The organism is Roseomonas sp. TF40, assembly GCF_057219975.1.
The window spans coordinates 195,891-209,898 of record NZ_JBXVVR010000003.1 but is presented as its reverse complement, the minus strand read 5'-3'; the positions used below and the strand labels follow the sequence as shown (position 1 = coordinate 209,898).

Sequence of the window (14,008 nt, the reverse complement as noted above, 5' to 3'; positions counted from 1 at the left end):
AGCCCCGGAGAACCCATGAAGATCGCCCCCCTCGATGCCGCCGAACGCGCCGCCCTGCCCGAATCCCTGCCCGGCTGGCGCCCCGTGGCAGGGCGGGATGCCCTGGCGCGCAGCTTCCGCTTCCGCGACTTCTCCGAGGCCTGGGGCTTCATGAGCCGCGTCGCCCTGCTGGCGGAGGCGCAGGACCATCACCCGGAATGGTCGAATGTGTGGAACCGGGTGGAGATCGTGCTGACCACCCATGATGCGGGCGGGCTTTCCGAGCGCGACCTCCGCCTCGCACGGGCGATCGACGCGCTCATCGGCCTATAAGTGGTGGCGGCCAGCCCCGCTGGCCGAGCGGCCGGATGGCCGCCGCGCCAAGTGGCGCGCAGCCAAGCGGCCGTATGGCCGCGCCCGGCGCTTGAGGGCACGAACAAGCCAAGCGGCCGGATGGCCGCGCCCGGCGCTTGAGCGCACGAACACTTTGCACGGCACCGCTGCCTCGCCTACCGTTGCGCCACACGCCAAGCCGGCGCAGCAAAAGGGAGTGACTCGCATGATGAAGCGCAGGACCATGATCGGCGGCGCGCTGGCCGCGCCGCTGGTGCTGACCAGTGGCCGGGGCGCCCTCGCCCAGGCGGGTGGGCCCATCCGCATCGCCACCGCCGGGCCGATGACCGGCCAATACGCCGCCTTCGGCGGGCAGATGCGCGCCGGCGCCGAGCAGGCGGTGGCCGACATCAACGCGGCGGGCGGCGTGCTCGGCCGGCAGCTCGCGCTCGAGATCGGCGACGATGCCTGCGACCCGCGCCAGGCCGTCTCGGTGGCCAACCAGCTCGCCGGGCGGCGCGTGGCGCTGGTGGCGGGGCATTTCTGCTCCGGCTCCTCGATCCCGGCGCGCGACGTCTATGCCGAGGAAGGCGTGCTGCAGATCAGCCCGGCCTCGACCAATCCGCGCTTCACCGACGAGGGCAAGTGGAACACCTTCCGCGTCTGCGGGCGTGACGACCAGCAGGGCCTGGTCGCCGGGCGCTACCTCGCGCAGAACATGCGCGACCGGCGCATCGCCATCCTGCACGACAACTCCGCCTATGGCCGTGGCCTGGCGGAGGAGACCAAGAAGGCGCTGAACGCGGCCGGGGTGCAGGAGGTCCTCTACAGCGCCTATACGCCGGGCGAGCGCGACTATTCGGCCATCGTCTCGCGCCTGCAGCAGGCGAATGTCGGCGTGGTCTATGTTGGCGGCTACCACACGGAATCGGGGCTGATCCTGCGCCAGGCGAAGGAGCGGGGCATGAACCTGACCCTCGTCGGCGGCGATGCGCTGGTGACGAACGAGTTCTGGCAGATCACGGGCGCGGCCGGCGAGGGCACGCTCATGACCTTCAGCTCCGACCCGCGCAAGCGCCCGACGGCCGCGCGCGTGGTGCAGACCTTCCGGGGCCGCAACATCGATCCCGAGGGCTATGTGCTCTACACCTATGCCGCGATCCAGATCTGGGCGGCGGCGGCAGCGCGCACCAATGGCATCGATCCGCGGCGCATCGCGGCGGCGATGAAGGCGAACGGCCCCTGGGCCACGGTGCTGGGCGACATCTCCTTCACCGAGAAGGGCGACGTCACCGTGCCGGACTACGTCTTCTACGTCTGGCGCAACGGCAGCTACGCGGAGATGTAAGTCCCGCTGAACAGTCGGGACCAAGCGGGCCGGGGCAGAAATGCCCCGGCCTTTTTTGTTGCCGTGCTACCCGCGTAGCGCGGCGCGCACGCGCTCCGGCGTGAAGGGGATCTCCGGCACATGCCGCCCCGTCGCCGCCAGGATGGCGTTGGCGATGGCCGCCCCGGTCGGGGCCTGGCTGCCCTCCCCCACCCCCAGCGAGGGCAGGTCGGGCCGGTCGATCAGCACGGATTCGATCGGCGGCGTGTGGCTGAAATCGATGATCGGGTAGCTCTGGTAGTCCTCGCTGAGCATGCGGCGCGAATCCCACCGCCCTTCCTCCAGCAGCGTCCAGGAGGTGGCCTGCACCATGCCGCCCTCGATCTGGTTGGTGACGCCATCGGGGTTCACCAGCCGCCCCGCCTCCGTCGCCGCCCAGAGCTTCTCGACCTTCACCGCGCCGGAGCCGACATCCACAGCCACCTGCGCGACAACCGCCACATGGCTGTCGCTGTTCTTGTACTTGGACAGCCCCACGCCCGTGCCGCGCAGCACGCTGCCCGCGGGCACGGCGCGGCCCATCGTCACCGCGCGCGGCTGCCAGCCCGAGATCTCCACCGCGCGCCGCAGCACCGCGATGAGCCGCGGGTCGCGCAGGTGTCGCAGCCGGTAGGCGACCGGGTCCATGCCCGCCAGCGCCGCACATTCATCGAGGAACATGTCCGCCGCGACGGCGTTGAAATACCCGCCCAGCGTGCGCAGGGCCGAGGTCCGCACCGGCATCGCCGTGTGGAAATGCGTGGTCACGCGCTGGCCCGGCACGGCGTAGATCGGCACCGCGTTGCGCCCCGCCGCCCCGTTCGGCAGCGGCCCGTCCACGATGGGCGAGATCGGCACCGGGTTCTCCAGATACCAGGCGCTGCGGAGGTTGCTGCCCTGGGTCCCGCCCGGCCGCGTGGAGTGCGGGAAGGACCAGACATCATGGCCCCAGGAGGTGATGGCGCCATCCGCCGCCATGCCCGCCTCGAGCCGCACCACCATGGCGGAGCCCCAGGGCTCCCACACCATTTCCTCCTCATGCGTCCAATGCACGCGGATGGTCCGCCCGGGCATGGCGCGGGCGAGCAGCGCGGCGTCCAGCGCCACGTCGTCGGCGCCGTTATGGCCGTAGCAGCCCGAGCCCTGGGCATGGATCACGCGGATCGCCGCCGGCTCCATGCGCAGGCTGCGCGCGAGGTCGCCGCGCAGCGGGAAGGGCCCCTGCGCATGCGACCAGACGGTGAGCCTGCCTTCCTCGAACTTCGCCAGCGCGCAGGAGGCGCCGATCGAGGCATGGGCCTGGAAGCCGCGGCGGTATTCGGCGCGATGCGTGCGCGCGCCGGGCGTCGCCCCTTCGGTGGTGTGGATGGTGCGCGTCAGCGCGGGCTCGGTCAGCAGATGGTCGAACACCGACTTGCCGCCGAACAGCGCCGCGCCGTCGCGCCATTGCGCGGCCGCGACGATCTTCCGCGCGGCGTCGTTGGCCTGTTCCTCGCGCCGGGCGATGACGCCCACGAAGCTGCCATCGCGCACCACCTCCACCACGCCGGGCAGGGATTTCGCCCAGGCGAGGTCGAGGGAGACAAGCCGCGCCGCATAGCCGGGCGGGCGGGCGATGGCGCCGAACAACATGCCCTCGGGCCGCAGATCATGGATGAAGACCTGCTGGCCGAAGACCTTGGCCGGCAGGTCGGTGCGCGGCAGGGAGGTGCCGATCACCGTGCCCGCCGCGGCCGGCTTGCGCCGCGCGGTGAGATCGACCGGCCGGGCGAGGGAGATGCGCGCGGCAGCCTCGCCATAGGTCATGCGCCGGCCATCCACGGCCTCGATCACGCCATCCTTCACCGCAAGCGCCGCGCGCGGCGTGCCCCAGGCCTCGGCGGCCACGCCGATCAGCGTCGCCCGCGCATCGGCGCAGGCCACGCCCAGCGCCTCGCCGCCGAAACGAATGGATTGGCTGCCGGCGGTCACGCCCTCATTCGCCGTCTCGGCCGTATCGCCCGACAGCAGGGTGAGCCGCGCGGGGGCGACATCCAGCTCCTCCGCGGCGATCTGGCGCATCGCCGTCAGCACGCCCTGGCCGAGTTCGACGCGGCCGGTCAGCACGGTGATCGAGCCATCCGGGGCGATGCGCAGCCAGGATTCCATGCGCGGATTGGCGCGCAGCATGGCGGGGCCCTGCGGCGCCTGGGCCTCGGCATCCCAGCGGAAGCCGATGGCGAGGCCCGCCGCGCCGAGCAGCGCGCCGAAGCCACGGCGGGAGATCGGGGTTTGCACGTTCATGGCTCAGGCCCCCTGCTGGCGGGAGGCGCGGACCACCGCGCGCACCACGCGCGGCTGCGCGCCGCAACGGCAGAGATTGTGATCCAGCGCAGCGGCGACCTGCGCCTCGTCCAGCGGCCCGCGGCGCTCCGCCAACAGGGCGGCGGCCTGCATGATCATGCCGTTGGTGCAATAGCCGCACTGCGCCGCCTGCTCGGCCAGGAAGGCCGCCTGCAGCGGGTGCGGCTGCTCCGGCGTGCCCAGGCCCTCGAGCGTGGTGATGCGATGGGGCGCGGCGGCGGCGGCGGCGCGGGTCGAGCAGGAACGCACGGCCTGGCCATCGACCAGCACGGTGCAGGCGCCGCACTGGCCGCGCGCGCAGCCGAGCTTGGGCCCGTTGAGCGCGAGGTCGTTGCGCAGCGCGTAGATCAGCGGCGTCTCGGGATCGATGTCGAGCGCCGTGGTGCGGCCATTCACGCTGAGGCTCAGCATGGGGTTTCCTCCGTCGTGCCCTTCTGGCGCGCGGCAGGGACCGGGCCGGGGCGATGGGCGAAGGCTAGGACAGATTCTGTCGCCGGGGGAATGCCTCTTCGCGCCCCGGTTGCGCCGTGGCAGATTCCGCCCGTTGCGGAGGCTGGATCGATGATGCGCGCCGGGCTGTTTCTCCTGCTGCTGCTGGCTGCCATGCCGGCCATCGCCCAGCCCTCTTTTGACTGCGCCCGCGCCCAGGCCTGGGATGAGCGCGCCATCTGCGCCGACCCGGCGCTGGCCGCGCTTGACCGGCGCATCGCCGTCGCCTGGGGGGCGCGCGATGCCGGCATGCCGGAAGCCCAGCGCCAGGCGATGCTGGCCGAGCAGCGCGCCTTCCTGCGCGACCGCCGTGCCTGCAACACCGGCACCGAGAAGCCTGAAGCCTGCCTCCTGCGGCGCATGACCCAGCGCGCCCAGGCGCTGGAGAGCACGAAGCGCGGCGACTCCACCCCCGCCCCGCTCGCGGCGCCGCCCACCCCGACCGGCCCCACCCGCATCCGCGCCTGCGGCACGGCCGGCGCGGACCCCGTCGGGCAGGTGCTGTGCGGTGATCGTTCGCTGCGCGCGCAGGAGGCCGAGCTGGTCGCCCGCACCAACCGCCTCGCCGCCCAGCCCGCGACGCGCGAGGCGCTGCTCGCCGCCCATGCCGCCTATGAGGCCACGCGCGACGCCTGCGTCTTCGAAAGCGTCGCGCCCGAGATCGCGCGCTGCCTGGGCGAGGTGATCGCGGACCGCATGGCCGCCCTGCCGCGCTGATCCGGCCCCACCGCAGCCCGGCGCAGCTTCACAGGGCCGGGGGCGTCAAATCAGGTCGATGTTGCTGGCGGAGAAGGCCGTCACCGGCGCATCGATCACCGCCATCAGCCGCAGATCGTCGCCCAGGCCGAGCAGGCCGTTGGCGTTGGTGTCGGCCCAGCGATAGAGGCCGGTGGCGTTGCCCTGCCCGATCAGCAGCATGGCCGGCGCGTCGCCGCTGGCTTTCAACGCGGGATTCAGCAGGCCCTGGGCGATGGCGTTGAGCACGCTGAAGCCTTCATTGAACGGCACCCCGCCGGCCGCCGTGCTGAGCCGGACCTCGGGGTGGAAAACCATGACGCTGCCCGTCGGCCGCGCCACGCCCACCTGCACCACCCCGCCATCGCCCAGGCCCAGATCCTCGCGGTGCAGCACGAGCCGGTCATTGGCGGTGTTGAACCCGGTCACCCGGTCCGCCCCCGGCTGCGCCTGCCCCTGCGCCGTGCGGCCATTGGCCAGCAGGTTGCCGGTGCCGTCCGAAATCGAGCGATAGGCCACGCGGTCGATCGCCGAGAGCGCCTCCGCCAACTCGATCAGGTCGCCGCCCGCGCCCCCTTCGTGATAATCCGCCCCGTCGCCGCCGCGCAGGCGGTCCGCCCCGAGGCCACCGACCAACACATCGTCACCCTGACCGCCGAGCAGGAAATCCTCGCCCGAATCGCCCACCAGATGGTCGTTGCCCTGGCCGCCATTGATCGTGTCGTTGCCGGCCCCGCCGCGCATCCCGTCATTGCCCTGGCCGCCGAGGATGCTGTCCGCGCCACGCAGGCCGATGCCGCCATCCGTCACCGAGAGCACGCGCGTGGCACCCAGCGCGCTGCCATCGATGGTGAGCGAGAAGCCGGCCAGGGATTGGCTCGCGACCTGCAGCATCGGCTGCCCATTGCCCAGCGCTTGCGCCCCCTCCGCCAGCCCATCCGTCAACACCAGGCGCAGCGATTGTTGTTGGCTGGCCGTCGAATCGATCAGGATGCGGTCGATGCCCGTGAAGTCGGCAGCGCGCAGGGTCAGCACCGTGGCGCTGGTCGCGTCATGCGAGATGGAGAGCTGGTCCCGCCCTGCCCCGCCATGGGCGGTCATGCGCCCGGCGCCGAGCTGCGCCATGGCGCGGCTGCCGAGGATCAGGATGTCGTCGCCATCGCCCCCATCGAGCGCCGCTGGCCCGCCCTCGGCGCGCAGCGTGTCGTTCCCCTCCCGGCCGAAGGCGCTCCCGCCCTGGCGCAGGGTGATCAGGTCCGCCCCGCGGCTGCCAACGACTTCCATCGGCCGGGCGAGGGTGAAGAGCTCGTTGCGCGCACCAGGGGCGGCGGCCTGGGCGAGCGAGACGGCCTCGACCTGCACCACGCCGACCTGGCGCAGATCCAGCGTGCCGGAATCGGTCAGCACCAGCCGATCCCGCCCGCTGCCGCCCGAGACGCGGCTGCCGGCCAGCAGATCGGCCATGCCGACGTAAATCAGGTCGTCGCCGGCGCCGCCGAAGGCCGATTGGCCGGCGGTGGTCAGGGTGATGCTGTCATCCTCGTCGCTGCCGCGCACCACCTGCCCGGCATGGCTGCCGGCATGGACCCAGGCGGCACCGTTGAGTAGCAACTCCACCGCCTCGCGCCCCAGCCAGACCTCGACCGGAATGGCGAAGGGGTCCGGCGGCACGTCCGAAAGATCGAGCAGGATGCGCTCGAAGCCGCTTACCAGCACGCCACCGCGCAGATCCCACCGTCCCGCGCCCTGCAGCACGAGCGTATCGCGCAACGTCTGCGCCCCTCCCTCGACCACGGCGCCATCCAGCGCGGCCTGGGTCAGGGTGATCACATCATCCCCGCCTTCGCCGAAGGCGGTCTGCCCGGCCGCGGTCAGGGTGATGCGGTCCCGCTCGTCGGAGCCGACGACCTCGACGCCCTCTTCCGCCATGGTCTGCACCGTGGCGCCGCTGAGCAGGTCGATCCGCTCGAAACCGGTGAAGCGGGCGAGGTCATAGCTGCCGCCGCCGACGATCTCGATCCGGTCGAAGCCCAGCCCGCCATCGAAGGCGCCGGCGGCCGCCATGGTGTTGAGCAGCCGCAGCAGGTCGCGCCCGGCGCCCAGCGCGCCCTCACTGGCGCTGGCAGCCTCGACGGTGTCGGCACCGAGCGCCGTGAAGATGGTATCGGCACCGCTGCCGGTCACCACATGCAGGCGCGCGGTGATCCCGCTGTCGGCGACGATCGCGCTGCGATCGGCACCGCTCTCGATGCGCAGCCGCCCGCCGGCGAGCAGGCCCGAGCCTGCCTCCAGCCGCAGATCCGTGCTGCCGCGCGCGGAGAGGCGCAGCACCTCGAAGCCGAGCAGCCCGATGAAGGCGCCGGTGGTCACGAAGCCCTCGCCGCTGAAGGCGAGCGTATCGGTGCCGGTGCCGGCATCGACATCGGCCGCGCCGAAGAGATCGAAGGGGTTGGCGATCAGCGTGTCGTCGCCGGCGCCGAGGCTGGCGACAAGGCTGCCCAGGCCATCCATCTCCACCACATCGGCGCCATCGCCGCCGATGAAGCTGTCCGCGCCGCCGCCGGTGCGGAAGGTCACGGCACCCGCGGCGCCGGCGGGCGCCACGACGCGGTCATCGCCAACCCAGCCCACGACCTCGATCCGCCCGCCGAGTGCAGTGGCGAGCATGCCTGCCGTCAGCAGCAATTCCGTGCTGCCCGCGGCGGCGAAGACCACGCGCTCGATCCCGGTGACGTTGACCAGCATGTCATCCGTGAACAGGCCGGCGGCGGTGAAGCGCAGCACGTCCAGGCTCTGGCCTGCACCACCCTCGACGATGTCGAGCGGGCCGAGCGTGGCCGTGGTGAAGCGGAACTCGTCGCCTTCGCCATCGGCACCCACGAAAGTGTCCGCGCCCGCCGTACCCGTATAAATCGCCATCGAATCCTTCCTTCGCTGGCCGCACGCTGTGACAGGGAAGCGGCCAGGGAAAGTCGGTGCGGGCGCCGAACCCAAAACGACGTGCGGCGAAGCCTTGCCGCGCCTGGCGCTATCGCCGCGCCAGCAGCGCCGTGCCGACCGCGCCGAGCAGCCCCGCCAGCACAACCGGCAGGGCATGGTCGCCGCACAGGCCGATCCCCGCGGCCAGGGCCGGCGGCGCCAGCAGCAGCGCCACGCCGCGGCTGGTATAGAGCAGGCCCAGCACCCGCCCCAGCGCGCGGGGGCCGAAGCGGTCGGCGATGAAACTAGGCAGCAACGCGACGAAGCCGCCCTGCAGCGCGCCGAAGAGCAGCGCGAAGGCCTGCAGCCCCGGCGCCTCCCGCGCCAGGGCCCAGAGCAGCAGGCTTACCGCCATCGCGCCACTGCAGGCCAGGAAGGTCAGCCGCCGCCCGGCGAGGTCGGCCAGCGCCGCCAGCAGGAAGCGCCCCGCGATGGTGCCGAGCCCGATCAGCCCGAGCAGCGCCACCGCCTCATGCCAGTCGAGGCCGAGGTCGCGCGCCGTCGCCACCAGCATGGCATGCGGCAGCGAGGCCGGCAGGGAGACCAGCAGGATGCCGCCCCAGGCGCGCAGGAAGGCGCGCCGCGGCAGGGCGGCCGGCGCGGCGGGCTGGGCGCGCGGCCCCGGCCCGCCAGCGCGCAGCAGCAGCGCCCCCGCCACGCCGATCGCCCCTGCCAGCGCGCCGAAGATCAGGAAGGCCAGGCGCCAATCGCCGCCGCGCAGCAGGGCCTCCGCCACCGCCGGCACCAGCGCCGTGCCCACGCCGATGCCGCTCACCGCGATGCCCGAGGCGAGGCCGCGATAGGCCACGAACCAGCGCTGCACCGCCGCCATCGCCGGCACATAGGCGAAGCCCGTGCCGAGCCCGACCAGCAGCCCGTAGCCGGCATAGATCTCCACCAGGCTGCGCGCCGTGCCCGCCAGCACCAGCCCGCCACCGACCAGCGCCATGCCGATCACCGCCGGCACGCGCGGGCCGATGCGGTCCGCCAGCGGGCCGGTGACGGCGCTGACGAAGAAGCAGGCCGCCCCGCTGAGGGCGAAGATCAGGCTCACCGAGGCCTGGCCGGCGCCGAACTCGCCGCGGATCGCCTCGGCGAAGGCGGCATAGGCGTTGATGGCGCCGAAACCCACCATCAGCACCAGGAAGGCGCCGATCACCACCAGCCAGCCGGGAAAGATCCGCGCCGCGGCGCTCATCGCCGCGCCAGGCGCAGCGCCAGCGACCGCAGCGTGTCGAAAAGGTGCCGCCAGGCGCGGGCGCGCGTCGCGCGCTCGGCATGTTGCCAATCCCCGTGGGCGAGGGCGCGCGCCAGGGCGGCGCGATGGGCCGCCGGGCTCATGGCCGCACCGCCGGGCTCACGCTGAATTGCTGGGCGAACCAGCCCGCGACCAGAACGGCGGCGCGCGCCGTGGCCTGCGCATCGGGCCGGGCGAGAAGGCGCCCCTCGCCATCCGGGGCGGGGATGCGGTCGCCCCTGCCCTGCGCGCCGGGCCGCGCATCCCAGGCATGGCCGGCGCCGCGCAGCAGCTGGATGCTGGCCGCCGGGGGTTCCTCCAGCGCCGCGCAGGCGGGCGCATCGGGGGCGTCATCGCCCTGCAGCACCAGCACGGGCCGCCAGGCGGGCAGTTCCAGCCCGGCGCAGCCCGGATAGAGTGCCACCGTCGGCCCGGCCCCGGGCGCGGCCAGCGCGCCGCGCGCCCCGGCGCCGAAGCCGAGCACGCCGATCCGCCCCTCCGCGATCAGCCCGGCCTGGCTCAGCGGCCAGAGCTGCGCCCAGCCTTGCACCACGGCGACCACCGCGGCTTCGCTCGCCCGGTCGCGCGGCGGCTGGGGCAGTTCGGGGTCGCCATCCAGGCCGAGCACCAGCGTGGCGATGCCACGCGCGGCGAGGGCGGCGACATAGGGCTCCGCGCGCCCTTCCTCGCCCAGCGCGTCGGGCATCACCAGCACCAGCGGCACGGGCGCATGGCCTTCCGCCGGCAGCACAAGCTGCGCCGTGCCGGCCGGGGCGGGCAACTGCAGGAAGCTGGTGGCCTCGGCCCGCGGCGCCGCGGGCTGCGCCAGCCCCAGGCAGGCCAAGAGGGGCAGGGTGGTCAGGTGGCGGTTTCGCATCGTCCTCGCTCCGTCCTTGCCGGGCGCATTCCCGGCGGGCGGAAGGGAGCAGCGACGGGCCGGCAGCGTCCCGAAGCCGGGCCGAAAGAGCGGCGAAGCGACGCCGAAATCCGCGGCGCACATTGTTGCGCGGCGCCGGCGCGCGTTATGCTGCGGCGCAAGACGCTTCGTTGAGGCACGCCTTGACCCTGATGAAACACCCCGCGCGGCTGCGCTTCGGTGGCGTCACCCTTGATTCGGCGCGCGGGGTGCTGACCGCGGCGGATGGGACGGAGACGACGCTCCGCCCCAAGACGCTCGAGCTCGCCCTGCTGCTGCTGCGCAATCCGGGGCGGGTGGTGAGCCGGGCCGAGATGCTGGACACGGTCTGGGCCGGGGTCTTCGTCACCGATGACAGCATCACCCAATGCGTGGTCGAGCTGCGCCGGGCGATGGGGGCGGAGGCGACGGCGCTGAAGACCGTGCCCAAGCGCGGCTACCTGCTGGAGGCGGAGGTCGAGGTCTCACTCGACCCGCCGCCGCGCCTGCTGGTGACCCCCGAGCCGCCGCTGCCCGAGCGGCCTGCGCCCGCATCGCCGTCAGCCGCCCCTCCCCCCGCCCCGGCGCTGCGGCGCTGGGGGCCGGGGCTGGCCGCGCTGGCCGCCGCCGCGGGGCTGCTCGCCTGGCTCGCCCGGCCGGAGGCGCCCCCGCCCCCCGCCGCCCCCGCCCCGCCTGCTGCGCAGGTGGCGCCCCAACCTGCCCCCCTCGCCGCGGCCGTGCCGGATCCCCCCTCGCCCGAAGAGCAGGCGCGGCTGCTGGTCGAGGAAGGCCGGCGCGTGATGCGCGGCGCCGGGCCGATCCAGCAGCGCCGCCTGGAGGCCCGCGCCCTGTTCGAACGCGCGGTCGCGCTCGACCCGCGCAATGTCCGCGCCCTGGCCGAGGCCGCCGTCACCTACACCAATGCGATCCTCGCCGGGGACAGCGCCAACCCGGCCGCCGACCTCGCCGCCGCGCAGGCGCTGGCGGAGCGCGCCTATGCCATCAATCCGGGCCAGGGGGCGTCGCTGACCGTGATGGCGGCGGTGCTGCGCCTGCAGCGGCGCCATGCGGAGGCGCTCGATTTCTACGAGCGCGCCGTGGCCCGCGACCCCAGCGCGCATGCCTCGCGCGCCAATATCGGCTTCATGCGCCTGATGCTTGGCCAGGGCGAGGACGCCGCCGCCCCGGTGCTCGCGAGCCTCGCGGCCGAGCCCTCGCTGCTCTTCGCGGGCACCTGGAACACTTATCTCGGCCTGATCGCGCTGCACCTGGGCGAAGGCGACCACGGCGTCGCCCGGCTGCGCACCGGGCTCGACCATGACGCCTTCATGCCGCGACCGGAGCGGCTGACCTATCTGGTCGCGGCGCTGCAACTCTCAGGCGAGGCGGCAGCGGCGCAGGCCCTGGCGGCGGAGGTCGCGGCGCGCCATCCCTGGATCACGCGGCGCTGGTTCGCGGGACGCGCCCTGTCCGACCACCCGACCTACCAGGCGCAATTCGCGCGCATCCTGGCCGCGCTGGGGGAGGCAGGGCTGCCGGAGTAGCGGGCGCCCTCAATCCCCACCCGGGCCGTCGCCCTCACCATCATTGCCGTCGGTGAAGGTCTGTATGTAGAGGTCCGGTCCCGATTCGGGTTTCTGCAGGAAGCGCTTCAGCACGCCTTCCAGCGCCACGATTCGGGCCTCGAGCTGCTTGACCTTGCGCGCCAGTGCGGCGGGGGCCGCAGCCGGTGCCGCCTTGGCGGCCGCCTTGGGCTTGGCCGGCGCCTTCGCCTTCACGGCCTTGGCCGCCGCCTTCGGCTTCGCGGCCTTGGGCTTCGCCTTCGCGGGCTTCGTTGCCTTCGCCATCTTCGACTCTCCCCTCTTTTCTCCCCCGCCCTCCGGGCGGCATGACCCCGCAACGATCCGCGAGGCACACTTCTGCGGTCAAGCGGGAAACTCTAGGGTAACGCCACCTCAACAGGGCAGTCGGCATGGCCATCCGCAACGTGCTGTTCATCATGGTGGATCAGCTGCGCTGGGATCACCTCGGCTGCGCGGGGCATCCCTTCCTGCGCACGCCCAACCTCGATGCGCTGGCGGCGCGCGGCGTGCGATTTTCCCAGGCCTATGTGCAGTCGGGCATCTGCGGGCCGTCGCGCATGTCCTACTACACGGGCCGCTACGTCTGCTCCCATGGCGCCACGCATAACCGCGTGCCGCTCTCCGTTGGCGAGGTGACGCTGGGCTGGCATCTGCGGGAGGCCGGGCGGACGCTGGCGCTGGCCGGCAAGACTCATGTGCTGCCCGATGCGCGCGGCATGAAGCGCCTGCAGCTCGATGGGCAGAACGACCTCGCCGCGCTGCTGAAGGAAGGCTGGTTCACGCTGGTCGATCGCCATGACGGCCACCATGCCGAGCCCGACAGCGCCTATGCCCATTGGCTGCGCGCGCAGGGCTATGACAGCGCCGATCCCTGGACCGACTACGTCATCGCCGTGGAGGATGAGCAGGGCGCCGTGCGCTCGGGCTGGAAGATGCGCAATGCCCGCCTGCCGGCGCGGGTGCGCGAGGAACACAGCGAGACCGCCTACACCACCGATCGCGCGCTGGAGTTCATCGCGCAGCAGGGCGAGCAGCCCTGGGTGCTGCATCTTTCCTATGTGAAGCCGCACTGGCCCTACATCGCGCCCGCGCCCTATCACGCGATGTATTCCGCCAACCAATGCCTGCCGGTCGCCCGCCACGAGGCGGAACGTGGCGAGGGCGCGCATCCGCTGCTGCGGGCCTGGCAGGATGAGGAAGTCTCGCAGAGCTTCCAGAAGGATGATTGCATCGCCACGGTGCGGCCCGCCTATCAGGGGCTGATCACGCAGCTCGACGACCATCTCGGCCGGCTCTGGGCGGCGATGGAGAAGATGGGGCGCTGGCGCGACACGATGGTCGTCTTCTGCTCCGACCATGGCGACTATCTCGGCGACCATTGGCTGGGCGAGAAGGAGCTGTTCCACGACTGCGTGCAGCGCGTGCCCTTCCTGCTCTACGACCCCTCGCCCGCGGCCGATGCGACGCGCGGCACCACCGATGCGCGCTTCGTCGAGGCGATCGACGTGGTACCGACCATCCTCGACGCCCTGGGCCTCGACCGCGCCGAGCATCTGCTGGAGGGGCGCTCGCTGCTCGGCCTGACGCGCGGCACGGCGGGGGCGTGGCGCGACAGCGTGGTGAGCGAGTTGGACTGGACCTTCCGCGGCGCCAGGCGGCGGCTCGGCCATCCCACGGGCCAGCACCACGCCTGGATGCTGCGCGATGCGCGCTGGAAATACGTGCATTGGACGAGCGGCCATCGCCCGCAGCTCTTCGACCTTCAGGCCGACCCCGAGGAATTCCACGACCTCGGCGCCGATCCGGCGCTGGAGGGCGTGCGTGCCGCGGCGCGGGAGAAGCTGCTGGCCTGGTTCACCGGCCTCAAGCGCCGCACCACGCTCACCTGGGCCGAGGCCGAGCTGCGCACCGACCGCCACAAGGCGGCCGGCGTATTCTATGGGGAGTGGTGAAGCTTGGCGCACCCGCCGCAGGCTCCTGCGAGGGAAACGCCGCGACGATGCCGGGTAGCAAACCCGGTGGTGCGCCAAGCCGTGAGAGGCTAGCCTAATCGTCCTCGTTCCGCAACG

The 14,008-nt window shown here is 72.8% G+C and carries 12 protein-coding genes; 5 read left to right on the top strand and 7 right to left on the bottom strand.

What is annotated here, in order from left to right:
* Positions 1–15 precede the first annotated feature (15 nt).
* Both AC2D9U_RS10850 and AC2D9U_RS10845 read left to right on the top strand, forming a co-directional pair.
* Positions 16–312, top strand: coding sequence for a 4a-hydroxytetrahydrobiopterin dehydratase (locus AC2D9U_RS10850; RefSeq protein WP_484748705.1), 297 nt, complete (start codon positions 16–18; stop codon positions 310–312).
* Positions 313–538: 226 nt separating this feature from the next.
* The gene (locus tag AC2D9U_RS10845) at positions 539–1,660 is read left to right on the top strand and encodes a branched-chain amino acid ABC transporter substrate-binding protein (RefSeq protein WP_484748703.1); all 1,122 of its coding nucleotides are present in this window, start codon (positions 539–541) and stop codon (positions 1,658–1,660) included.
* Between the two features lie 66 nt (positions 1,661–1,726).
* Here AC2D9U_RS10845 and AC2D9U_RS10840 read toward each other — a convergent pair whose 3' ends face one another.
* A complete protein-coding gene (locus AC2D9U_RS10840; protein WP_484748700.1) occupies positions 1,727–3,961 on the bottom strand; it encodes a molybdopterin cofactor-binding domain-containing protein in 2,235 nt (744 codons plus the stop codon).
* A gap of 3 nt (positions 3,962–3,964) precedes the next feature.
* The gene (locus AC2D9U_RS10835; protein WP_484748698.1) at positions 3,965–4,432 is read right to left on the bottom strand and encodes a (2Fe-2S)-binding protein; all 468 of its coding nucleotides are present in this window, start codon (positions 4,430–4,432) and stop codon (positions 3,965–3,967) included.
* Positions 4,433–4,582: 150 nt separating this feature from the next.
* Here AC2D9U_RS10835 and AC2D9U_RS10830 point away from each other — a divergent pair, with 150 nt between their 5' ends.
* A complete protein-coding gene (locus AC2D9U_RS10830) occupies positions 4,583–5,227 on the top strand; it encodes a lysozyme inhibitor LprI family protein (RefSeq protein ID WP_484748696.1) in 645 nt (214 codons plus the stop codon).
* 45 nt (positions 5,228–5,272) lie between these two features.
* Here the strand turns inward: AC2D9U_RS10830 and AC2D9U_RS10825 are convergent, their stop codons facing one another.
* The 4 genes from AC2D9U_RS10825 to AC2D9U_RS10810 form a co-directional block, all read right to left on the bottom strand.
* Positions 5,273–8,164: a hypothetical protein gene (locus tag AC2D9U_RS10825; RefSeq protein ID WP_484748694.1), complete on the bottom strand. Its 2,892-nt coding sequence runs from the start codon at positions 8,162–8,164 to the stop codon at positions 5,273–5,275.
* 109 nt (positions 8,165–8,273) lie between these two features.
* Positions 8,274–9,422 carry an MFS transporter gene (locus AC2D9U_RS10820; RefSeq protein WP_484748692.1) on the bottom strand — a complete coding sequence of 383 codons (1,149 nt, stop codon included), beginning with the start codon at positions 9,420–9,422 and terminating at the stop codon, positions 8,274–8,276.
* Entirely contained in the window at positions 9,419–9,565 is a 147-nt protein-coding gene (locus AC2D9U_RS10815) for a hypothetical protein (protein ID WP_484748690.1), read from the bottom strand. The genes AC2D9U_RS10820 and AC2D9U_RS10815 overlap by 4 nt, the downstream gene beginning before the upstream one ends.
* On the bottom strand, positions 9,562–10,338 hold the full coding sequence (locus AC2D9U_RS10810; protein ID WP_484748689.1) for a hypothetical protein: 777 nt from the start codon (positions 10,336–10,338) through the stop codon (positions 9,562–9,564). Before AC2D9U_RS10810 ends, AC2D9U_RS10815 begins: the two co-directional genes overlap by 4 nt.
* 191 nt (positions 10,339–10,529) lie before the next feature.
* Between AC2D9U_RS10810 and AC2D9U_RS10805 the strand changes: the two genes are divergently transcribed.
* On the top strand, positions 10,530–11,900 hold the full coding sequence (locus AC2D9U_RS10805) for a winged helix-turn-helix domain-containing protein (RefSeq protein WP_484749683.1): 1,371 nt from the start codon (positions 10,530–10,532) through the stop codon (positions 11,898–11,900).
* Positions 11,901–11,909: 9 nt separating this feature from the next.
* Here AC2D9U_RS10805 and AC2D9U_RS10800 read toward each other — a convergent pair whose 3' ends face one another.
* Positions 11,910–12,203, bottom strand: coding sequence for a hypothetical protein (locus AC2D9U_RS10800; protein ID WP_484748687.1), 294 nt, complete (start codon positions 12,201–12,203; stop codon positions 11,910–11,912).
* A gap of 125 nt (positions 12,204–12,328) precedes the next feature.
* Between AC2D9U_RS10800 and AC2D9U_RS10795 the strand changes: the two genes are divergently transcribed.
* Entirely contained in the window at positions 12,329–13,891 is a 1,563-nt protein-coding gene (locus AC2D9U_RS10795; RefSeq protein WP_484748685.1) for a sulfatase-like hydrolase/transferase, read from the top strand.
* Positions 13,892–14,008 lie beyond the last annotated feature (117 nt).